The 22,285-nt window shown below is 62.2% G+C and carries 18 protein-coding genes and 1 pseudogene; 10 read left to right on the forward strand and 9 right to left on the reverse strand.

The genetic code is table 11. The features are described 5' to 3' along the window. The first annotated feature begins 488 nt into the window (after positions 1–488). From accB to NCT04_RS12395, 7 genes are all read left to right on the forward strand, one after another. Complete coding sequence (accB, locus tag NCT04_RS12365) at positions 489–962, forward strand: acetyl-CoA carboxylase biotin carboxyl carrier protein (RefSeq protein WP_244826261.1); 474 nt, start codon at positions 489–491, stop codon at positions 960–962. 183 nt (positions 963–1,145) lie between these two features. Beyond that, positions 1,146–2,519, forward strand: coding sequence for an acetyl-CoA carboxylase biotin carboxylase subunit (accC, locus tag NCT04_RS12370; RefSeq protein ID WP_244826262.1), 1,374 nt, complete (start codon positions 1,146–1,148; stop codon positions 2,517–2,519). Between the two features lie 14 nt (positions 2,520–2,533). After that, complete coding sequence (prmA, locus tag NCT04_RS12375; protein ID WP_250465677.1) at positions 2,534–3,436, forward strand: 50S ribosomal protein L11 methyltransferase; 903 nt, start codon at positions 2,534–2,536, stop codon at positions 3,434–3,436. A gap of 49 nt (positions 3,437–3,485) precedes the next feature. Beyond that, the gene (locus NCT04_RS12380; RefSeq protein ID WP_250465679.1) at positions 3,486–4,901 is read left to right on the forward strand and encodes a DUF3426 domain-containing protein; all 1,416 of its coding nucleotides are present in this window, start codon (positions 3,486–3,488) and stop codon (positions 4,899–4,901) included. A gap of 115 nt (positions 4,902–5,016) precedes the next feature. Further along, positions 5,017–5,517, forward strand: a complete 501-nt coding sequence (tpx, locus tag NCT04_RS12385) for a thiol peroxidase (protein WP_250465680.1) — start codon at positions 5,017–5,019, stop codon at positions 5,515–5,517. A 136-nt stretch (positions 5,518–5,653) separates the two neighbouring features. After that, positions 5,654–6,592, forward strand: coding sequence for a carbohydrate kinase family protein (locus tag NCT04_RS12390; protein WP_244826266.1), 939 nt, complete (start codon positions 5,654–5,656; stop codon positions 6,590–6,592). Between the two features lie 17 nt (positions 6,593–6,609). Further along, entirely contained in the window at positions 6,610–7,089 is a 480-nt protein-coding gene (locus tag NCT04_RS12395; protein ID WP_244826267.1) for an outer membrane lipoprotein, read from the forward strand. Between the two features lie 264 nt (positions 7,090–7,353). Here the strand turns inward: NCT04_RS12395 and NCT04_RS12400 are convergent, their stop codons facing one another. The 4 genes and pseudogenes from NCT04_RS12400 to NCT04_RS12415 form a co-directional block, all read right to left on the reverse strand. Beyond that, on the reverse strand, positions 7,354–8,082 hold the full coding sequence (locus NCT04_RS12400) for a histone H1-like DNA-binding protein (protein WP_244826268.1): 729 nt from the start codon (positions 8,080–8,082) through the stop codon (positions 7,354–7,356). 31 nt (positions 8,083–8,113) lie between these two features. Beyond that, positions 8,114–8,450 (reverse strand): annotated as a pseudogene (locus NCT04_RS12405) (hypothetical protein). 104 nt (positions 8,451–8,554) lie between these two features. After that, entirely contained in the window at positions 8,555–9,814 is a 1,260-nt protein-coding gene (locus NCT04_RS12410; RefSeq protein WP_250465682.1) for a ribonucleotide-diphosphate reductase subunit beta, read from the reverse strand. 696 nt (positions 9,815–10,510) lie between these two features. After that, a complete protein-coding gene (locus NCT04_RS12415; RefSeq protein ID WP_250465684.1) occupies positions 10,511–10,723 on the reverse strand; it encodes a DUF3820 family protein in 213 nt (70 codons plus the stop codon). A gap of 119 nt (positions 10,724–10,842) precedes the next feature. Between NCT04_RS12415 and NCT04_RS12420 the strand changes: the two genes are divergently transcribed. Continuing rightward, positions 10,843–12,237 carry an MFS transporter gene (locus NCT04_RS12420; RefSeq protein ID WP_250465685.1) on the forward strand — a complete coding sequence of 465 codons (1,395 nt, stop codon included), beginning with the start codon at positions 10,843–10,845 and terminating at the stop codon, positions 12,235–12,237. A 159-nt stretch (positions 12,238–12,396) separates the two neighbouring features. Here NCT04_RS12420 and NCT04_RS12425 read toward each other — a convergent pair whose 3' ends face one another. The 3 genes from NCT04_RS12425 to NCT04_RS12435 all read right to left on the reverse strand — a co-directional run bounded on the left by NCT04_RS12425 (position 12,397) and on the right by NCT04_RS12435 (position 17,679). Beyond that, positions 12,397–15,402 carry a ribonucleoside-diphosphate reductase subunit alpha gene (locus NCT04_RS12425; RefSeq protein WP_250465687.1) on the reverse strand — a complete coding sequence of 1,002 codons (3,006 nt, stop codon included), beginning with the start codon at positions 15,400–15,402 and terminating at the stop codon, positions 12,397–12,399. A 986-nt stretch (positions 15,403–16,388) separates the two neighbouring features. Continuing rightward, positions 16,389–16,739 (reverse strand): PP0621 family protein, encoded by a 351-nt coding sequence (locus NCT04_RS12430; RefSeq protein WP_244826273.1) that lies wholly within the window; start codon positions 16,737–16,739, stop codon positions 16,389–16,391. A gap of 28 nt (positions 16,740–16,767) precedes the next feature. Next, positions 16,768–17,679, reverse strand: coding sequence for a cytochrome C assembly family protein (locus tag NCT04_RS12435; RefSeq protein ID WP_244826274.1), 912 nt, complete (start codon positions 17,677–17,679; stop codon positions 16,768–16,770). Between the two features lie 121 nt (positions 17,680–17,800). On the opposite strand from NCT04_RS12435, the gene ffh reads away from it, so the two are divergent. Both ffh and NCT04_RS12445 read left to right on the forward strand, forming a co-directional pair. Next, the gene (ffh, locus tag NCT04_RS12440; protein WP_244826275.1) at positions 17,801–19,168 is read left to right on the forward strand and encodes a signal recognition particle protein; all 1,368 of its coding nucleotides are present in this window, start codon (positions 17,801–17,803) and stop codon (positions 19,166–19,168) included. Between the two features lie 115 nt (positions 19,169–19,283). Then, complete coding sequence (locus tag NCT04_RS12445) at positions 19,284–19,835, forward strand: hypoxanthine-guanine phosphoribosyltransferase (protein ID WP_244826276.1); 552 nt, start codon at positions 19,284–19,286, stop codon at positions 19,833–19,835. A 48-nt stretch (positions 19,836–19,883) separates the two neighbouring features. On the opposite strand, the gene NCT04_RS12450 is transcribed toward NCT04_RS12445, so the two are convergent. Both NCT04_RS12450 and NCT04_RS12455 read right to left on the reverse strand, forming a co-directional pair. Beyond that, complete coding sequence (locus tag NCT04_RS12450) at positions 19,884–20,483, reverse strand: MarC family protein (protein WP_244826277.1); 600 nt, start codon at positions 20,481–20,483, stop codon at positions 19,884–19,886. 1 nt (position 20,484) lies between these two features. Beyond that, positions 20,485–22,221: a proline--tRNA ligase gene (locus tag NCT04_RS12455; RefSeq protein WP_250465688.1), complete on the reverse strand. Its 1,737-nt coding sequence runs from the start codon at positions 22,219–22,221 to the stop codon at positions 20,485–20,487. Between the last annotated feature and the right edge of the window lie 64 nt (positions 22,222–22,285).

Below are 22,285 nucleotides of genomic sequence, written 5' to 3' on the forward strand. Positions count from 1 at the left end.
GCAAGTTAGCAGGTTGAACGCCGATCTTGCCGGAACTTCGCTCTTTCGCTACGACTTGTCCGAACTTCTGCCCTACTGATCGGACCCTGTCGGAACGGTAAAACTAGACAAAATTCTCTAAAGAGCGCTAAAGTGCGCCGAATTCCGCACAACCCGAAGCGACCATGAACACTCAACCGGTGCCGCAAGGCGACATTGCTGTCGAAACCGACACGCGTTTGGTGTGCGTCGGCCAGCCTTTTCGCAGGCCATCGGGGAGCGCGCTTCAAAACCATCACGATGACGCATTCGACATGAACGCGCCTTGCGTGCCAATCGATTCTGCCGCCGCAACTTCGGCTCACGTTTGGTTGAGCGCACGGCGCTTGCAGCGAACGCGTGCCGAAGCGCTGGCCCTGCCGGTCCGCGGCTGACAGTCAGAACACCACAAAGTCAAGTCAAGCACCGGGGACAGTCCCGGTCTCCAAGCATTGAAAGGGGAATTTTCGATGGACCTTCGTAAACTTAAAACGCTGATCGACCTCGTCTCGGAATCCGGCATCTCGGAACTCGAAGTGACGGAAGGCGAAGGCAAGGTTCGCATCGTCAAGAATGCGGCGCCGGTCTACATGCAGGCGCCTCAACAATACGCGCCGCAAATGCAGGCCGCACCCGCGCCGTTCGCCGGCGGCGCAGGCGAAGGTTCGGCGGCGCCCGCCGCGAGCCCCGCTGCCGTCGCGCCGCAAGGACACATCGTCACTTCGCCGATGGTCGGCTCGTTCTACCGCGCGCCTTCGCCGGGCGCGGATCCGTTCGTCCAGGTCGGCGATACGGTCAAGGAAGGCCAGACCATCTGCATTATCGAAGCCATGAAACTCCTGAACGAGATCGAAGCCGACAAGTCTGGCGTCGTGAAGGAGATCCTCGTCGAGAACGGTCAGGCGGTCGAATACGGCCAGCCGCTCTTCGTGATCGGCGACTGACGCGTTACGCCGGACGACGCCGGATGCACCTCATCACGATGGCTCGCACCGTGTTTTCGATCTCCGGCTGCCCGCCGTGTCCGCGCGCTTCGCATCGGTTTTCCACGATGCCCGAACCGCGCGCCGCCGATTCGATTCCCGAGGGCGCGCCCGTCGCGCCCGTTGATGAGCCGACCCACAGCCATGTTTGAAAAAATCCTTATTGCGAACCGCGGCGAGATCGCGCTTCGCATCCAGCGCGCGTGCCGCGAACTGGGCGTCAAGACCGTTGTCGTCTACTCGGAAGCCGACAAGGAAGCAAAGTACGTGAAGTTGGCCGACGAAGCCGTGTGTATCGGTCCGGCGCCGTCGAACCTCAGCTATCTGAACATGCCCGCGCTCATCAGCGCGGCCGAAGTCACGGACGCCGAAGCCATCCACCCCGGCTACGGCTTCCTTTCCGAGAACGCCGATTTCGCCGAACGCGTCGAGCAATCGGGCTTCACGTTCATCGGGCCGCGTCCCGAAACCATCCGCATGATGGGCGACAAGGTCACGGCCAAGCAGACCATGATCAAGACCGGCGTGCCGTGCGTGCCGGGCTCGGAAGGCGCGTTGCCGGACGATCCAAAAGAGATCGTGAAGATTGCGCGCACGGTCGGCTATCCGGTCATCATCAAGGCGGCGGGCGGCGGCGGCGGACGCGGCATGCGCGTCGTGCATACGGAAGCGGCGCTCGTGAACGCGGTCAACATGACGCGCGAGGAAGCGGGCCGGGCGTTCGGCAATCCGCAGGTCTACATGGAGAAATTCCTGGAGAACCCGCGGCATATCGAGATTCAAGTGTTGGCGGATTCGTTCCGTAACGCGATCTGGCTCGGCGAGCGCGACTGTTCCATGCAGCGCCGACACCAGAAAGTGGTCGAGGAAGCGCCGGCGCCGGGCATCGCGCGGCGGCTGATCGAGCGTATCGGCGACCGCTGCGCCGACGCGTGCAAGAAGATGGGCTATCTCGGCGCGGGCACGTTCGAGTTCCTGTACGAGAACAACGAGTTCTACTTCATCGAAATGAATACGCGCGTGCAGGTCGAGCATCCGGTGACGGAACTCATCACGGGCGTGGATATCGTGCAGGAACAGATCCGCATCGCGGCTGGCGAGAAGCTCTCGATCCGCCAGAAAGACATTCAGTTTCGCGGCCACGCGATCGAATGCCGGATCAACGCGGAAGATCCGTTCAAGTTCACGCCGTCGCCGGGACGTCTTACGTCGTGGCACGCGCCGGGCGGTCCAGGCATCCGCGTCGATTCGCACGCCTACAACGGCTATTTCGTCCCGCCCAACTACGACTCGATGATCGGCAAGCTGATCTCCTATGGCGCGACGCGCGAGCAGGCGATCAACCGCATGCGGATCGCGCTCTCGGAAATGGTCGTGGAAGGCATTCAGACCAACATCCCGCTGCATCGCGAACTGATGATCGACGCCAAGTTCGTCGAAGGCGGCACGAGCATCCATTACCTCGAAAACAAGCTCGCCGCGCGCAAGGCGGCGGTGGCCGAAGAGTCGAAGGCATAAGCGAGTCGATTAGCATGAGTTACCGGGAATTGATCGCCGAGCTGGATCGCGAGCACGCGGAAGCGCTGTCGGATGCGTTGCTCGACGTGGGCGCGCTGTCGGTCTCCGTCGAGGACGCCGACGCCGACACGCCTGACGAGCAACCGCTTTTCGGCGAACCCGGCCTCACGCCGGAGAAGAGCGCGTGGAAGCGTTCGCGCGTGGTCGCGCTGCTCGCCGACGACGCCGATCCCGCCGTGCTTCTCGCGGCCGCCGCGAATGAAATCGGTCTTGCCGACACGCCCGCCTATTCCCTGCGCGAAGTCGAAGAGCAGGATTGGGTGCGGCTCACGCAAGCGCAGTTCGATCCGATTCATATCGGCGAGCGTATCTGGGTCGTGCCTTCGTGGCATGACGCGCCCGACCCGGACGCGCTCGTGCTAGAACTCGATCCGGGCCTTGCGTTCGGTACGGGCAGCCATCCGACCACGCGGCTCTGCATGGAGTGGCTGGAGCAGTCGGTGAAACCCGGACAGTCGTTGCTCGATTATGGTTGCGGCTCGGGCATCCTCGCGATCCTCGCGAAGAAGTGCGGCGCACAGCCGGTATATGGCATCGACATCGACCCGCAGGCGGTGGAATCCGCGCGTCAAAATAGCGAACGCAATCACGCCGACGTCATCTACGGTCTGCCTGACGAATGTCCTGCCGGCGAGTTCGATATCGTCGTCGCCAACATTCTGTCCAATCCGCTCAAGCTGATGGCGTCGATGCTTGCCTCGAAGGTGAAAGCGGGCGGCCGTATCGCGTTGTCGGGCATTCTCGCGCGACAGGCCGACGAGGTTGCGGCGGTCTACGCGCAGTGGATCGACATCGCTGTCTGGCGCGAGCACGAAGGCTGGGTGTGCCTCGCCGGAACTCGGCGCGAAAGCCTTTAGAATAACGCCATCGTCCACGACTAGGCCGCGAGGCCAATGGCACGCTCCTATGGCGCTGGCAACCCGCTGCCCACACTGCGAAACCGTCTTCAGGCTGGACCCGCATCTGCTCGCGCCGCATGACGGCCGCGTGCGTTGCGGCCATTGTCAGGAAGTCTTCGACGCCGCGCATCATCGCTTCGAGCTTCCGGAAGAGCACGCCGCGCCGCACGAGGCGCAACATGCGGCGATCATCGACGATGAAGTCGCCGTCGGTCCTGCAAGCTTTGCGTCCGATGCGAATGGCGATGCATCGGCGAATTCGGTGGCAGCGGAATCTCCGGGTGTTACGGCGCCGGCAGCGCCGAAGATAGCGAAGGAAGTAGAGAAGCCGGCGACGCCGAGTCCGGCAGCGCCTGCCGCTGTAAAGCCTTCTACGCCTCCCGCCGCCAAGCCGATCACGCGAAAGACACCCGCACCGGTTCCAAGCGGACCGTCTGCATCTGCGCCTCGACCGCTCGATCTCGGCGCGAATAATCCGCCCGCGCCGCCCGCGCCGCTTGTGCCTTTGGCGCCTGAAGAGGACAGCGACCGCACCGTCTACGCGAATACGCCTGCATCCGCGCAACCAGCGCAGAACCATCCCGCGAAGCAGTTCGTTCGTGTCGATGCACCGCCGGCCGATCACGTCGCCCCGGCCGCACAATCTCCAACGCGCCCTGTCCCTCCGCCCGAGACACCCGCCGCACGCTTCGTTCCGCCGGACGATCGCGCGGAGCCGTTCATCGGCCCGACGCCGACCGCGGCCGAACCGCCGCGTCCCGCACCGGAGCCCGCGCCCGCCGCCGACTGGGGCAAGGACCCCGAGCCGGCCTTCGGCGCAAAGTCACCGCGCCCGCCGGGCGCCGCGCACGCGGCCAGCGCCAACGAAGCTTTCCCGGTCATCCGCGAATCGCGCGATGCACTCGGTCCGCTCGATCCGCCCGATCCCGAATGGACGCGTCCGCGCACGGGCTGGCGCGCGGCGGGTATCGTGCTCTCGGTGCTGCTCGTGCTGACGCTGATCGGCCAGATATTGTGGTGGCAACGCGAATCCGTCATGGTCTACGTTCCCGGCACGCATTCGCTCTACGCGGATATCTGCTATCAGCTCGGCTGCACCATCGCGCCGCCGCGCTATATCGACGGGCTGCAGATCGAAAGCTCCGGGCTGCGTCAGGTCGACGGTCCGCACAAGCTCGAACTGAAGCTGTCGCTGCGCAATCGGTCGGATGTGTCGCTGGCTTATCCTGCGCTCGAACTCACCCTGCTCGACGACAAGAGCAACGTCGCCGTGCGCCGCGTGCTATGGCCGCAGGATTACGCCCGACCGGGTACGATATTCCCCATCGGCCTTCCGCCGCAAAGCGCGCAGCCGGTCGTCGTGAGGCTGGATACGGGCGATGCGGTCGCCGCGAACTACAGGGTTCAGGTTTTCTATCCGTGATGCGTGCCCGCGCGGCCGCACGAACCCTGTCCTTTCTGACGCGCGCGTTGGCATCGAAGATGAACGAACGCGCGCGCTTTCCCGTCAGCATCTGACACATTCTCTGGAGCGCAACATGAGTCAAGTTACCCTCGGCGGCAATCCTATCGACGTACGCGGCACGTTTCCGGGCGCCGGACAGCAGGCGGCCGAATTCACGCTCGTCGGCGCCGATCTCGGCGACGTCAAGCTGGCGAATTTCGCGGGCAAGCGCAAAGTGCTGAACATTGTGCCGAGTCTCGACACGCCGACCTGCGCGACCTCGACGCGCAAGTTCAACGAAGCCGCCGCCGGCCTCGACAACACGGTCGTGGTGGTCGTCTCGGGCGATCTGCCGTTCGCCGCCAAGCGCTTCTGCACGACCGAAGGCATCGAAAACGTGGTGACGGCATCGACGTTTCGCGGTCACGAATTCGCGGAAGCTTATGGCGTGGACGTCACGAGCGGACCGCTCAAGGGCCTGACGGCACGCGCCGTCGTCGTCCTGGACGCAGACAACAAGGTGCTGCATTCGGAACTCGTGCCGGAAATCAAGCAGGAGCCGAACTACGACGCCGCGCTTGCTTCGCTCAAGTAAGGTCGACGGCATGCCGGACCGCCGCGGCGGTCCGGCGGTCCGCATACGGGACGCGGTGGACGCTCATAAGGGTTTCACCGCCGCGCGCCGTATGCGCACCCTCTTCCTCGGCACCTAAACTTAAAGGACGTTCGCCTTGGCTACGCTTATCTGCGGCTCGCTCGCCTACGACAACATCATGACTTTCCAGGGCCGCTTCGGCGACCACATCCTGCCGGACCAGGTGCACATGCTGAACATCAGCTTCCTGGTGCCGACGATGCGGCGCAACTTCGGCGGCTGCGCGGGCAACATCGCCTACGCGCTCAAGCTACTTGGCGGCGATCCCAAGATCATGGCGACACTGGGCGCGGCGGATGCTCAGTTGTATATCGACCGGCTCGACGCGCTCGGTATCTCGAAAGAGTACGTGCGCGTCCTGCCGGACCAGCACTCGGCGCAATGCTTCATCACGACCGACCTGGCGAACAATCAGATCACCGCGTTCCATCCCGGCGCGATGATGGAGTCGCACCTGAACCGCGCCGACGAAGCGAAGAACATCTCGCTTGGCATCGTGGCTCCGGATGGCGCCGACGGCATGCGCGAGCACGCGGCGCAATTCGCGTCGGCGGGCGTGCCGTTCGTGTTCGATCCGGGTCAGGGTCTGCCGATCTTGGAAGGTGTCGAGCTTTGTCGCATGATTGAACTTGCCACTTACGTGGCGGTCAACGATTACGAAGCCAAGTTGTTGAGCAACAAGACCGGATGGTCGATCGAAGACATCATGAGCCGCGTCGATGCGCTCATCATCACGCGCGGCGAGCATGGCGCGCAGATCTATCACGAGGACGGCGTGCTCGAAGTGCCCGCCGTGAAAGCGCGGCAAGTCGTCGATCCCACTGGCTGCGGCGACGCATTCCGCGGCGGCCTGCTGTACGGTATCGAAAACAAGCTTGGTTGGGAAAAGACGGGCCGTCTTGCAAGTCTGATGGGCGCATTGAAGATCGAACATCAGGGTCCGCAAACTTATGAGCCGGCACGTGCCGAAATTGAAGAGCGTTACAAGCAGGCTTTCGGAAGCAGCCTGTCGTGATTGAGTGGAGTAATGGAATGAAAACGATAAGTCGTATCGCGCTTGCAGTAGCGCTCGTCGGCTCGGTGGCGCTCACGGGCTGCGCCTACAACAGCAGTTCGCCGGACGTGTACACGGCTTCGCAGGCGCAACGTGAAGAGACGGTGCGCATGGCGACCGTCGAAAGCGTGCGGGGCGTGAAGATCAGCTCGAACAACGGTCAACCGACCGGTCTCGGCACCATAGGTGGCGGCGCGCTCGGCGGCGTGGCCGCAGCCAGCGTCATCGGCGGCGGCAACGGGTCGATCATCGCGGGCATCATCGGCGGTCTGGCAGGCGCGGTCGCGGGTAACGCGGTCGAGAACAACGTCGCCATGAAGAACGGCCTGGAGATCACCGTGCGTCTCGATAACGGCGACATGCGCGCCATCACGCAAACCTCGAACGGAGAAGTGTTCCAGGCAGGCGAGCGGGTTCGCCTGCTGTCGAGTGGCGGCGTCACACGCGTCACGCACTAAGGTATTCAGCGGAGGATTAGCCCTCGCGTGGGCTCGTCAGATCGAGCGCACGCAGGTCTTTCGCGTTCCGAACGAAGCGCATGTATCGAAAGATGCACGCGCTTTTTCTTTGGCTCACGAAAACGCGGCGAAGCCCCAAGTCATGCGAACGGAAAAACCCGCCGCCAGGTTTCCCTGAGCAGCGGGTTTGAGGCCGGGTAGGCCTACCCGGTCGAAAGGCACATCGGTGTGTGCCGTGGTCCTGCCAACTACGAACGTAAAGACTTACGGACGGCTGCCCGTCGGGAACGGCCATGCTGCCGCCGGATTCAACGCCGTCTTGACTGCGGCGGCCGGAGCCGGAGCAGGCGTCGATACGGTCGTTGCCGTCGTTGCAGGAGCGGCAGCCGTAGTCTTCTTCGCAGCAGCGGCCTTTTTGGCCGGAGCTTTCTTGGCTGCGGGAGCCTTCTTCGCTGCGGGAGCAGCGGAAGCAGGAGCGGCAGCGGGGGCAGGCGCGGCGGCGGGAGCAGGGGCAGCAGCGGTTTTGGCGGGAGCCTTTTTCGCGGCAGCCTTCTTCGCAGGAGCCTTTTTCGCGGCAGCCTTTTTGGCGGCAGCCTTCTTCGCGGGGGCCTTCTTCGCCGCAGCCTTCTTAGCAGGCGCCTTCTTGGCAGCAGCCTTCTTCGCTGCGGCCTTCTTCGCAGGCGCCTTCTTCGCGGCTACTTTCTTGGTGGCTACCTTCTTCGCTGCAGCCTTCTTGGCGGGCGCCTTCTTGGCAGCAACCTTCTTCGTTGCGACCTTCTTCGACGCTACCTTCTTTGCTGCCGCCTTCTTGGCCGGAGCCTTCTTCGCTGCAACCTTCTTCGCCGCGACCTTCTTCACCGCGACTTTCTTGGCTGCTACCTTCTTCGTGGCGACCTTCTTGGCTGCTACTTTCTTCGCCGGGGCGGCCTTCTTTGCGGTGACTTTCTTTGCTGCAACCTTCTTGGCTGCGGGTTTTTTCTTGGCAACTGCCATGGTTTTTCTCCTTCAGGTTTTCAGATGAGAGTCATTTCAAACTACACCCTTCGTCAAAACCCGCTTCCCACGCGTCGCTTCTCAAGGCGCACGCTACGAAGCGGATTATTCATCGGCGTACGCTGATCCCACCTGCTTACGCTAATGAATACGGCAAGGCGCGCCGTGCCCTTTGGCACCGCGCGCCAGATAGTGTCAGCACCGCTGATACGCGGCGCCGGCCATCGCTTGATCGAGCCAGCGAGCTTGCCGCTGGCGTTTTCCGGGGGGAAGTTTGCCCATCCCATTGAAGGGATCGCAAAAGGCCTGTCTTCTATCGCAGCCGTGTACGAGCACGGGCTAGCTAAGTCACAAGGCGCACTCTGCATCAGGCGACCGTTCTCCTAAACCTTGTCGGCCGAGCGCGCGTGAGTGTCACGCCGCTGCCCGGCCGTCCCATCGATTTCGTCTGCAACACGTCCTGGGCTTGTTGTTATTCCCAGGTCAGCGCGCCGCCGGTTTGATACTCAATCACGCGTGTCTCGAAGAAGTTGCGTTCCTTCTTCAAGTCGATCATTTCGCTCATCCACGGGAACGGGTTTTCCTCGTTCGGGTAGAGCGGGTCAAGCCCGATCTGCTGGCAACGCCGGTTGCAGATGAAGCGCAGGTAGCTCTTGAACATCGACGCGTTCAGGCCGAGCACCCCGCGCGGCATGGTGTCTTCAGCGTAGCGATATTCAAGTTCGACCGCCTCCTTGAAGAGCTCGCGGATCTCGGCCTTGAAGTCGGCGGTCCACAATTGCGGCTCTTCGAGCTTGATCTGGTTGATGAGGTCGATGCCGAAATTGCAGTGCATCGATTCATCGCGGAGGATGTACTGATACTGCTCGGCAGCCCCCGTCATCTTGTTCTGGCGACCCAGCGCCAGGATTTGCGTGAAGCCTACATAGAAGAACAGCCCTTCCATGATGCAGGCAAACACGATCAACGACTTCAGCAATTTCTGGTCCGCTTCCAGCGTGCCCGTGGTGAAGGCCGGGTCCGTCAACGTCTGGATGAACGGAATCAGGAACTCGTCCTTCGCGCGGATGGAAGCGACTTCGTGATAGGCGTTGAAGATTTCGCTTTCATCGAGCCCGAGCGATTCGACGATGTACTGATACGCGTGCGTATGGATGGCTTCTTCGAACGCCTGGCGCAGCAAGAACTGGCGGCACTCGGGAGCGGTGATGTGACGGTACGTACCGAGCACGATGTTGTTCGCGGCGAGCGAGTCTGCCGTGACGAAGAAGCCCAGGTTGCGCTTGACGATGCGGCGCTCGTCGTCCGAAAGACCATTCGGGTCTTTCCACAGGGCGATGTCGCGCGACATATTCACTTCCTGCGGCATCCAATGGTTCGCGCAACCCGCGAGGTACTTTTCCCACGCCCACTTGTACTTGAACGGCACCAACTGATTGACGTCGGTCTTGCCGTTGATGATGCGCTTGTCCGCGACGTTGACGCGCGCTTCGCTTTGCGCGGCGATGACGCCAGCGGAAGGAGTCGCGGCTGCGGGCGGAACGAAGCCATCGGAGAAGATGTTGTTCGCTTGCGCGATCTGATGAGCAGCTTGATGAGCTTGGGCAGCACGATGATCGACATGCGCTGTACCTTGCGTACCGAAAGTCGTGCCTTGAGCGTTCTGCAACGGGTTCTGTTGCGAAGCGCTCGAGGGAGCTACGGCAGTGGTCTCGTCATCCCAGTTGAGCATAAATTCTCACCATCAATTTAGTTCGGTTTGTACCATCTTTCCATGAGCATTAAAAGAGTTTGCTCATGGAAATTCTCGTTTTCACGCGTTTTAGTTTCGGCGTTGCTTCCTGCATACAACATTTGGTTCATCACATCGTGTGTGAAGCGTCATGCAAGATCGGTGGAAGCGTGTGTGAAGCGGTCCTGATCGAGTGTGTTCGATGACATCGGCGAGTGCTTCGACCGTGTTCTCTCGAAGCTCTGAGAGCGTTGCCGCATAAGGCTTTGCGGCTGACGATCAAATCATGTCGCGTGACTTCGCGCTTGCTCGATGACTCTCTTCGCGATAGATGCCGCGTAGCGCTGACGTTCTTGCTTGCGATGTTCGAGCGATGCAATGTCGAGCGATGTCACAAGACTCAAGCGCTTGGATGATTCGTGGTGTCGATACGTCATCTCTGCATGCTCTTCGCCGTGCTTCGATGTGCTTTGCCGTGGTCTCGCGAGACGCGGATGCATGAGCTCGACGAGTGACTCGATGCAAGGGTTCGAAGCCTGTTCATGCATGCACCGAAGGCTGTTTTCGACCTCTCGGCAAAGCGCTCCGATGCGTCGAAACCGTTGCCGAAGTCTAGCATTTGGCGCATCCAATTTCCACTAGATATTGTGTCTTGCGTTCCCGGCAAATACAACCTATAGCGCTTGACGCACAGCCTCAGCGGCCTCGCAGCGGATCGAGCAGAGAGCGCAAATTGTTATGGTCGATCTCATGCATGAGCGCAAGCAGGCGACCCAGCTTGCCCTCTGGAAAACCCTCACGCGCGAACCACGCGAGATAGTGAGCGGGCAAGTCGGCGATGAGCCGGTCCTTGTACTTGCCGTAGGGCATCGTCTGCGTGACGAGTCGTTGCAGGTCTTGCGGGTCCATCGCTTCTTCACTCCTCTTCCATGTTCATCGCGGCGCGTTGCGAGTTTCGTACTCGTCGGCTGCTCCATATCGGTGCCATAATCGCCGCTCTCGCTGCCTCGTGTCGAACGCGATTCTCCATGCCGATCGCCAAAGCTCTCATCGCCCCTCTCATCGTCGCGTGCGCGATGTTCATGGAAAGCGTCGATGCCAATGTCATCGTCACTGCGATTCCCGAAATGGCGCGTGCCTTCGGGCGCGATCCCGTCACGCTGAAGATTGCCGTCACGAGTTATGTGCTCGGCCTCGGCGTCTTCATACCGATCTGCGGCTGGGTCGCCGACCGCTTCGGCGCACGCACCGTGTTTCGTGCGGCCATCGGCGTGTTCGTGGTCGGCTCTATCCTCTGCGCGGCGTCCACCTCGCTCGGACCATTCACGGTGGCGCGCTTCATCCAAGGCGTCGGCGGCGCGATGATGGTGCCGGTCGGGCGCATCATCATCTTCCGCTCGGTGCGGCGCGCGGACTTCATTCGCGCGATGAACTATCTCTCGCTGCCCGCAATGCTCGGACCCGCCGTGGGGCCGCTGCTCGGCGGTTTCATCACGACATATCTGCACTGGCGGCTGATCTTCTTCATCAACATTCCGATCGGCATTCTCGGTATCTATCTGACCAACCGCTACATCGCGGATTCGCGCGAGGAGCATCCGGGCAGGCTCGACTGGTTCGGCTTCTTTCTCTCGGCGGGCGCGGGCGTGCTGCTGCTGCTCGGCTTGTCGCTCGTGGGCGGCGAGCTCGTGTCGCCAAGCATGGCCGTTGCGATGTGCGTCGTCGGCGCGCTCATGGTCTCGTTCTACATCATGCATGCGGCGCGCGTCGAACGGCCGCTGCTCGATCTGCGCTTCTTCAAGGTGCCGACGTTTCAGGCGAGCGTGATCGGCGGATCGCTCTTTCGCATCGGGCTTGGCGCGGTGCCGTTTCTGCTGCCGCTCGCGTTGCAGGAAGGGCTCGGCATGACGGCCTTCAAGTCCGGCGCGATCACCTGCGCTTCGGCTTTCGGCGGCATGTTCATGCGCTCGCTGGCGTCGCGCGTGTTGCGGCGCTTCGGCTTTCGACGCACGCTCTTCTTCAACGCGGCGCTTTCCGGCATTGCCATCGCCGCCTGCGGGACCTTCTTTCCGGGCACGCCGACCTGGCTGATCTGGGCAGTCGTGCTGCTTGGCGGCTTCTTTCCCGCATTGCAGTTCACGAGCCTCAACTCGCTCGCTTATGCGGAGATCGAAACGCGCGATGTCGGACGCGCGACGAGTCTCGCGAGCTTCGTGCAGCAGGTATCGCTCGGGCTGGGTGTGACGATTGCCGGCGTGACGCTCGAGTTCTCGCAGTATCTGAACGGACATTCGGCTGTGCAGTGGTCGGATTTTTGGCCCGCGTTTTTCGTCGTCGGAATGTTTTCGTTTTTGTCGATGCCGATAACCGCGCGATTGCCGCTCGATGCTGGCTCGGAGATTTCGCGAGGAACGCGAGGTTGATGAAAGCCTGAAGCGCCACGCTGCAAAGCCGCGAAGCAAACAGAACGATCGAACCAAAACGAAACCGGGCCGGCACCGCGCGCTTCCTTCAACGAAGCACGCAATGCCGGCCCGGCGTGAAACATAAAGCCCTACCTGATCGAACCGCCAGCAACTAGCTTACTGACAAGCTTCGCACTCGTCGAAGCCGGGGTCGCCGGGACGCATCATGCAGACGGGACCATCGGCTTCCTGAGCCGCTTCAACCGGCACGGCAGCAGCCACCACCGCCGCAGCGTTGAATCCGCCCGCCGCCGCACCGCCAACCGCGCCGCCGTTGAATCCGTCCACACCACCGGCGCCAGCGGCACCGCTACCGCCATCGCCTGAAGGAACCGCGTTGAGCGCGCCGTGCGCCACCGTCGACTTCTCGACGTGCGTCGCCGCCATCGTGCGGAGATAGTAGGTGGTCTTGAGGCCGCGCAGCCATGCGAGCTTGTAGACCTCGTCCAGCTTCTTGCCCGATGCGCCGCCCATGTAGATATTGAGCGACTGCGCCTGATCGATCCACTTCTGGCGACGCGCCGCCGCTTCCACCACCCACTTCGCGTCCAGTTCGAACGCGGTGGCGTAGATGGCGCGCAGATCGGCCGGAATGCGGTCGATGCGCGACAGCGTGCCGTCGAAGTACTTCAGGTCCGACACCATGACTTCGTCCCACAGGCCGCGCGCTTTCAGGTCGCGCACCAGGTAGTCGTTGACCACCGTGAACTCGCCCGACAAGTTCGACTTGACGTACAGGTTCTGGAACGTCGGCTCGATACACGCCGACACGCCGATGATGTTCGAGATCGTCGCCGTCGGCGCAATCGCCACGCAATTCGAATTGCGCATGCCGTGCGTCGAGATGCGCGAACGCAGCACGGACCAGTCCATGGATTCGGACGTGTCGACTTCGACATAACCGCCACGCGCCTCGGCCAGCAACTGCAGCGTGTCCTGCGGGAGGATGCCGCGATCCCACAGCGAGCCGCGATAGCTCGAGTAACGGCCGCGCTCTTCCGCCAGTTCCGTCGACGCGTAGTAAGCGTAGTAGCAGACGGCTTCCATCGAACGATCCGCGAACTCGACCGCTTCTTGCGACGCATACGGCGTGCGCAGCAGATGCAGGCAGTCCTGGAAGCCCATGATGCCCATGCCCACCGGACGATGCTTCAGGTTCGAGTTACGCGCCTTCGCCACCGCGTAGTAATTGATGTCGATGACGTTGTCGAGCATGCGCATCGCCACACTGATGGTGCGCTTGAGCTTCGCGTGATCCAGCGCGAGCGTGCCGTCCGCCTGCTTCGCCAGGTGCGCGACCAGGTTCACGGAACCCAGATTGCACACGGCGATTTCATTGTCGCTCGTGTTCAGCGTGATTTCCGTGCACAGGTTCGACGAGTGCACGACGCCCACGTGCTGCTGCGGCGAGCGCACGTTGCACGGGTCCTTGAACGTGATCCACGGATGGCCGGTCTCGAACAGCATGCCGAGCATCTTGCGCCACAGTTGCGCCGCGGGCAGCTTCTTGAACAGCTTGATCTCGCCGCGCGCCGCTTTCTCTTCGTAAGCCGTGTAGGCCTTTTCGAAAGCCGCGCCGAACAGGTCGTGCAGGTCCGGGCAGGTAGCCGGCGAGAACAGCGTCCAGTCGCCGCCTTCGTGCACGCGCTTCATGAACAGGTCGGGAATCCAGTTCGCCGTGTTCATGTCGTGGGTGCGGCGACGGTCATCGCCCGTGTTCTTGCGCAGTTCCAGGAATTCCTCGATGTCCAGGTGCCACGTCTCCAGATACGCGCACACCGCGCCCTTGCGCTTGCCGCCCTGATTCACCGCGACGGCCGTATCGTTCACGACCTTCAGGAACGGCACGACGCCTTGCGACTTGCCGTTGGTGCCCTTGATGTGCGAGCCGAGCGCACGCACGCGCGTCCAGTCGTTGCCGAGCCCGCCCGCGAACTTCGAGAGCAGCGCGTTTTCCTTGAGCGCTTCGTAGATGCCGTCGAGGTCGTCGGCGACGGTCGTCAGATAGCACGACGAAAGCTGGGAACGGCGCGTGCCGGAGTTGAAGAGCGTAGGCGTGGACGACATGAAGTCGAACGACGACAGCACGTTGTAGAACTCGATGGCGCGCGCTTCGCGGTCGATCTCGTTGAGAGACAGACCCATTGCGACGCGCATGAAGAACGCTTGCGGCAGTTCGATACGCTTGCCTTCCGTGTGCAGGAAGTAGCGGTCGTACAGCGTCTGCAGGCCGAGATAGCCGAATTGCAGATCGCGGCTCGCGTCGAGCGCGGCACCGAGACGCTTCAGGTCGAATTGCTGGAGCTTGTCGTCGAGCAGTTCGGCTTGCACGCCCTGCTTGATGAATTGCGGGAAGTATTCGGCGTAGCGCTCGCCCATTTCGGCTTGCGTCACTTCGCCTTCGAGAATTTCGCGGCGGATCGTGTGCAGCAGGATGCGCGCGGTGACCTGGCTGTACGCCGGGTCTTTTTCGATCATCGTGCGCGCGGCGAGGATGGCCGAGTCGTAGACCTGGCTCATCGGCACGCCGTCGTACAGGTTCTTCACCGTTTCGGCGACGATCGGATCGGCGGAGACGGCATCGCCCAGATTGGCGCAGGCCGAGACGATCAGAGCCTTGAGCGCGTCCAGATCGAGCGGATGCGTGACGCCGTTGTCCACCACGTTGATGCCGCTCGCGTTCGCCCGGACTTCCGGCGCGTGCGCGCGCTCTTGAGTGCGCTTCTCGCGATACAGCACATAGGCACGCGCGACGTTGTGCTCGCCGCCGCGCATCAGCGCGAGTTCGACCTGATCCTGAATGTCTTCGATATGGAACGTGCCGCCATGCGGACGGCTGCGCACGAGCGCGCGCACGACGGCTTGCGTCAGTTGGTCGACGAGTTCGCGCACGCGAGCGGACGCCGCGCCCTGACCGCCGTTCACGGCGATGAACGCCTTCGTGACCGCGATGGCGATCTTCGACGGCTCGAACGACACCACGCTTCCGTTGCGGCGGATGACTTTGTAGTCCGCGTACGTCGTGTTCGGCGCGAGCGCTGGCGCGCCCGATGCATTGGCGCCGCCCTGCGGCCGCGCGGATGCGCCTTCGAAGGAAGTCGTGGCGTTCTCGGTGGTTTGCATGTGCAAAACTCCTGATGTTCGATGGTGCGGATGGTCCGCGGATTTATCACTTATGCCGCGCGCGTTTGCTGTCGTCGTTGAACCGATGCGACACGCGCGATGTTTGACGGTAAAGCCAGGCTGTGAATACAGCAGGCTCGGAACACGAATCGCGCAAAAAATAACGCCGATAACGGCCCGCATTGTTTCTGGCGTCTCATGCGATGCCCGCGTTGGCGCGCGGTGTCGGTCGACGCGATTTCACGTTTCAACTCACGTTCCGACTCACGTTCCGACTCACGTTCGCTTGCATGCCTTCTTCACGGTGCTTCTTGCTGGCGCTCGATACACCCGATGCCCCATTCCTCGCAGATGGAAGCGTCGCGCGCACCGCCCCGGGCCAGCCAACTTCTCTTACGCCGGAAAGCCGACGGCGCCGGCTCATTAGAGCGGGCGCCGCCTCAACAACACAAGATATAGTGCAAAGTACGTCTCTCGGCACCAAGTATAGTGGACTTTCGCACAGTCTCAAAAAGTTTTATTTGCTCTGACCATGCGCTCACGGGGTTGACTTTTGCTGCGTCAAAGCACGGCAAGGGATCGGGCGTGAGCTTGCTGCGGCGCAGCGAGACAGAGCTTCCGCGAGGCGTTTATAACGAAGTCAAGATGTGTGGACAGGCGTGAATCGGGCGCGTGATTGCGCTATACGCGAAGGCCGCTTCGAGTTTTTGCGCGTGCGGGACGTTCGCGCCGAAGCCATCCTGGCGATACAGGCGTTCGCAGTCGGCGAGAGTTTAGATGTATGAGACTGCGCTCGCCGCAATATAGAGCCGCAAACCGCATCTCATGTTCACGGTTGGCTAAGTAGCCGCCGCATGCGCTTAGTGCGTGTCAAGGGAGGATGACCGTGCTTACCGCAGCACGGCCTTTGCGGGAACAGCGCGCCTTTGCGGTCTGCAAGACATCCTCGACGTGAGGCGGCGCATGTTCGTTTCGGCACCGAAGGCTCAACGCGCGTCGCGCCCTCGTGGGCTCGCGGCATGACGTCGCGCGTGTTCATCGCAACAAAAGCGCTGTCCCGCCACCACGATCGACTCGCTGCGTGGCGTATGCACGCCGCATTGCACGCAGCGGATGAGCGGATCGGTGAGCTGCGGAGCATCGCTCGCAGCGGCGCCGCCACGCGTGCGACGCGCACCAGTGGCACCCGCAGCACCCGCAGCGCCCGATGAACCCGGCGCGCCGCTTCCCGCCGACGAACGCGCATCGGCTTGAGCGCGCTCGTTGGCGCGGCGCAGTTTCTTCAGGAGCCATTGGGTCACGAAGAAGAGCGCGATCAGAAGAATGAAGTTTCGCATCGACTTGAACAGGTTGGAAATGCCGCGCTCACACCACTGCGCGATGCAGCAGCACTTCGAAGACGAACCGGCTGCCCACGTAAGCCAGCAGCAACGCGACGAACGAAGCGAGCACCCAGCGCAAGGCAGCGCGTCCGCGCCAGCCGGATACGCGTCGCGCGGTCAGCAGTGCGCCGAACATTACCCAGGAAAGGAACGCGAACACGGTCTTGTGATCGAGACGCAGCGCGCGATCGACCAGTTGCTCGTTGAACGCGATGCCCGACACCAGCGTCAGCGTAAGCAGCACGAAGCCAGCCGCGATCAATCTGAACAGCAGCTTTTCGAGCGTAAGCAGCGGCGGCAAGGTATCGAGCCAGCTCGCGAGCCAGCCGCCATTGGCCGCATGACGCGTGTTGAGACCGCGCATGCGCTGCAGCCGGCGCTCGAGCAGCAACATGAGCACCGCATGCAGCGCCGCGATGGCGAACAGCCCATAAGCGATATTGGCGATCAGAAAATGCAGCTTGAACATTGGCGCGGCGGAATAGGAAAGCACGCGCACGCCGCCGAACAGAAGCGGTAGCAAGGACGCCACGCAAGCGAGCGGCAACACGAGCAGACGCAGGCCGTCGAGCGGAAAGAAGAAGCTTTCGATCCAGTAGATGCCCGCGCCCAGCCAGAACATGGCCGAGAGCGCGAACGCGAAGCCGAAGATCATCGCGTTCTGCGGAAAGATGGTGGTGTGCAGCAGAACGCCATGCACCAGCAATGCCACTAATAATAAAGCGCGCCCGACACCGCTCATGCCCGATGCGCGCGACGTCGATGTCATCGAGCCTACGCCCGCAGGCACGCCCGCCAGCGCCGGTTCGACGGCGGTATGACGATGCGCGCGCCACCCCGCCACGGCTAGTCCGCCGTAGAGAAGCGCAGTGAGGGCATACAGTACAATATCCATGTTCGAAGTTTACACTAGGCCCCGGTTCCGCGACGCCTTCACCCTTGCGCCAGCATAGTGCGCAGCGCGGTGAGCGCGCCATGTCACTGTGAATTCTGGGCCGCATTCTATAGCGCTCCCCATGCTCGACAACCTCACTCAACGGATGGCGCGCGTCGTCAAGACGCTGCGCGGCGAAGCCCGCCTCACCGAGGCCAACACGCAGGAGATGCTGCGCGAAGTGCGTCTCGCGCTTCTCGAAGCAGACGTGGCGCTGCCGGTCGTGCGCGAATTCATCGCCAAGGTGAAGGAAAAGGCGCTCGGCGAGGAAGTCCTGTCGAGCCTTTCGCCGGGCCAGGCGCTCGTCGGCGTCGTGCAGCGCGAACTGACTGCCGTGATCGGCGGCGACTACGAAGGCAAGGCCGCCGAACTGAATCTCGCGGTCACGCCGCCCGCCGTCATTCTCATGGCCGGCTTGCAGGGCGCGGGCAAGACCACGACCACCGGCAAGCTCGCCAAGCTGCTGCGCGAAAAGAGCAAGAAGAAGGTGCTGACGGTTTCTGTCGACGTGTATCGTCCGGCGGCTATTCGTCAGTTGCAGACGGTGACCGAGCAGGTCGGCGCGGACTTCTTCCCGTCCGAGCCGGATCAGAAGCCCGCGGATATCGCGCGCGCGGCAATCGACTGGGCCAAGCGTCACTACCATGACGTCGTGATCGTCGACACGGCCGGCCGTCTCGGTATCGACGAAGCCATGATGAAGGAGATCAGCGAGCTACACGCGCTGCTCAAGCCCGCCGAGACGCTCTTCGTCGTCGACGCCATGCTCGGTCAGGACGCGGTCAACACCGCCAAGGCGTTCAACGACGCCCTGCCGCTCACCGGCGTCGTGCTCACCAAGCTCGACGGCGACTCGCGCGGCGGCGCGGCGCTCTCCGTGCGTCATGTCACCGGCAAGCCGATCAAGTTCGTCGGCGTCGCGGAAAAGCTCGACGGTCTCGAAGTGTTCCATCCGGATCGCATGGCGAACCGGATTCTCGGCATGGGCGACATTCTCGCGCTCGTCGAGGAAGCGCAGCGCGGCGTCGACACGCAAGCCGCGCAGCAACTCGCCGACAAGGTCAAGAAAGGCGGTGACTTCGACCTGAACGACTTCAAGGCGCAGCTCTCGCAGATGAAGAAAATGGGCGGCCTCTCTTCGCTCATGGACAAGCTGCCCGCGCAGTTTCAGCAAGCGGCGCAAGGCGCGGACATGAACAACGCCGAGAAGCAGATGCGTCGCATGGAAGGCATCATCAATTCCATGACGCTTCAGGAACGCGCGAAGCCCGAGCTCATCAAGGCCGCGCGCAAACGTCGTATCGCGGCGGGCGCGGGCGTGCATGTGCAGGAAGTCAACCGCATGCTGAACCAGTACGAGCAAATGCGCGGCATGATGAAGAAGCTCAAGGGCGGCAACCTGCAAAAGATGATGCGCGGCATGAAGGGCATGATGCCCGGCATGCGCTAGGCGCGACAGAACAGGCCCGCGCTCGCGCCGAACGCCGCGAGGAGCGCGGGTTTATCATAGGGCGCACGCCGCCGTTTCTTTCCACACTAAGTAGTCCGCCTCCCCGCTTCCCTCTATGAATCGCGAAGAAGCTCTCCATATTTTCAGCCACTCCGAAGAGATCGTTTCGGTCGAAGCCGTCAACGCATCGATCGAACGCATGGCTGCAGCCATCAAGGCGGCAACGAGCGACGATTTCCCGCTCGTGCTTTCGGTCATGGGAGGCGCGGCCGTTTTCACCGGCATGCTGCTGCCGCATCTCGACTTCCCGCTCGAGTTCGATTACATCCATCTGACGCGCTATCGCAACGCCATCAAGGGCGGCAGCGAAATGCAGTGGCGCGTGGCGCCGGCCGAATCGGTGAAAGATCGCGTGGTACTCGTACTCGACGATATCCTCGACGAAGGCGAAACCATGGCTGCTATCCGCGACCGCATCATGGCGATGGGCGCGAAGCAGTTTTTGTCGGCGGTGCTGTGCGAGAAGATCATCCCGAAGGCGAAACCGCTGCGTCCTGATTTCTGCGGCTTCGAAGTGCCGGACCGTTATGTGTTCGGCTGCGGCATGGACGCGAAGGGTTACTGGCGGAATCTGCCGACCATTCGCGCGCTGACCGAAGGCGCATGAGCGTTCGTTCGGTAGTCAGTGAAAAAAAAGCGGCCGAGGCCGCTTTTTTCATAGCTGATGCACGAAGGTCCGTATGCCCGTGAGCATCATCTCGACCGAAATGGCCACGAGCACGAGCCCCATCAAGCGCTCGAATGCCGTCACCGCGCGCTCGCCGAGCCAGTGTTGAATCTTCTCGGCCAGCACGAGCACGATGGCGCACACGACCATGGTGACCGTGAGCGCGCCGATCCATTCCAGCATCTTCCCCGGCGCTTGCGATGTCAGCAGCATTACAGTGGCAAGCGCGGACGGTCCCGCAAGCGCGGGAATGGCGAGCGGCACGATAAGCGGTTCGCCGCCGCGCGAGTCGCCGCCCATCGGGCCGTCGGGATGCGGAAAGATCATCCGCAGCGCGATCAGAAACAGCACGATCCCGCCGCCGATACGCAACGACAGATCCGTTAAATTCATCGCGCGCAGGAAGCGGTCGCCGGCCAGCATGAACACTAGCAGGATCACGAACGCAATCGCCACTTCCCGCAAGATCACGACGCGACGCCGCTCGATAGCGACGCCGCGCAGTGCGTTGATGAAGATTGGAATATTGCCGAGCGGATCGGTAATCAACAGAAGCAGAATCGTCGCCGACAGGAAGTTGTATTGCACGTTACTTCGCGAGCGCCTCACGAATCTTGGCCGTCACCATGCCCGCTGCCTCGTCCACCGGCACGAGTGTGGCTTCGGTATCGCGGCGCGCCTGATATTCCAACTTGCCGTCCTTGAGCCCGCGATCGCCAATGACGATGCGATGCGGCACGCCGATCAACTCCCAGTCCGCGAACATCACGCCCGGGCGCTCACCGCGATCGTCGAGAATTACGTCGAGGCCGGCTTCCTGCAAGGTCGCGTAGAGCTTGTCGGCCTGCTCGCGCACGGCTTCGCTGCGATCGTAGCCCATCGGGCAGATCACGACTTCGAAAGGCGCAATGGCTTCCGGCCAGATGATGCCCTTGTCGTCGAAGTTCTGTTCGATGGCTGCGCCCAGAATACGCGTGATTCCGATGCCGTAGCAGCCCATCTGCATGGGCGCGGGCTTGCCGTTTTCGTCGAGGAAGGTCGCGCCCATCGAATCCGAGTACTTGGTGCCAAGCTGGAACACGTGGCCCACTTCGATACCGCGACAGATTTCGAGCGTGCCCTTACCGTCCGGCGAGGGATCGCCCGCGACGACGTTGCGGATATCCGCGACTTCCGGCTCGGGCAGATCGCGGCCCCAGTTCACGCCGGTCGTGTGGAAATCCACTTCGTTCGAGCCGACCACGAAGTCGCTCATGTTCGCGACCGTGCTGTCGGCGATTACGCGCACCGGCTTTTTCGTGCCGATCGGGCCGAGATAGCCCGGCGGCGTGCCGAACCATTCGAAAATCTCCGCTTCCGTCGCGAAGCGATAACCCTTGAGGCCTGGCAACTTGCCCGTCTTGATGTCGTTCAACGAATGGTCGCCGCGCAGCATCAGAAGCCAGATGGTCGGCTCGGCGCCTTCGTTGTCGGTGGCGAGAATGATCGACTTGATCGTGCGCTCGAGCGGAATGCCGAGATACTCGGCGACGGCTTCGCACTTCGCCTTGCCGGGCGTCGGCGTCTTTTTGAGCTCTTCGGCGGGCGCAGCGCGCGTGGCGATGAGCGGCACGCCTTCGGCAGCCTCGACGTTCGCCGCGAAATCCGAAGCCGGGCAATACGCGATGTCGTCCTCGCCCGTCTCAGCGATCACGTGGAATTCATGCGAGCCGCTGCCGCCAATCGAACCGTTGTCCGCCGCGACGGCGCGAAACTCCAGGCCGATGCGCGTGAAGATGCGCACGTAGGCATCGAACATTTTCCGATACGACTCGGCGAGGCCGGCCGTGTCTTTATCGAACGAATACGCGTCTTTCATGATGAACTCGCGGCCACGCATGACACCGAAGCGCGGGCGGATTTCATCGCGGAACTTCGTCTGCACCTGATAGAAGTTCACCGGCAACTGCCGATAGCTCTTGATTGCGCTGCGCGCGATCTCGGTCACCACTTCCTCGTGCGTCGGGCCCATGACGAAGTCGCGGTCGTGACGGTCCTTGAAGCGCAGCAGTTCGGGGCCGTATTGTTCCCAGCGTCCCGATTCCTGCCACAGTTCGGCCGGCTGCACGGCGGGCATCAGCAGTTCGAGCGCGCCCGCGCGGTTCATCTCTTCACGCACGATGGCCTCGACCTTGCGTACCGAACGCAAACCGATTGGCAGGTAATCGTAAATGCCGCCCGCGACGCGACGGATCATGCCAGCGCGCATCATGAGCTTGTGGCTGACGATTTCGGCCTCGGAGGGCGCCTCTTTCAGGGTGCCGATGAAGAAACGGGATGCTTTCATTCGAGTTTTCCAAATGCGCCACGCGCTTCGAAAGCTCTGGCTCTCGAAACTGGCGATACGTGTG

Origin of the sequence: Caballeronia sp. GAFFF2 (assembly GCF_023631485.1) — a bacterium.
In the GTDB taxonomy this organism is placed as follows: domain Bacteria; phylum Pseudomonadota; class Gammaproteobacteria; order Burkholderiales; family Burkholderiaceae; genus Caballeronia.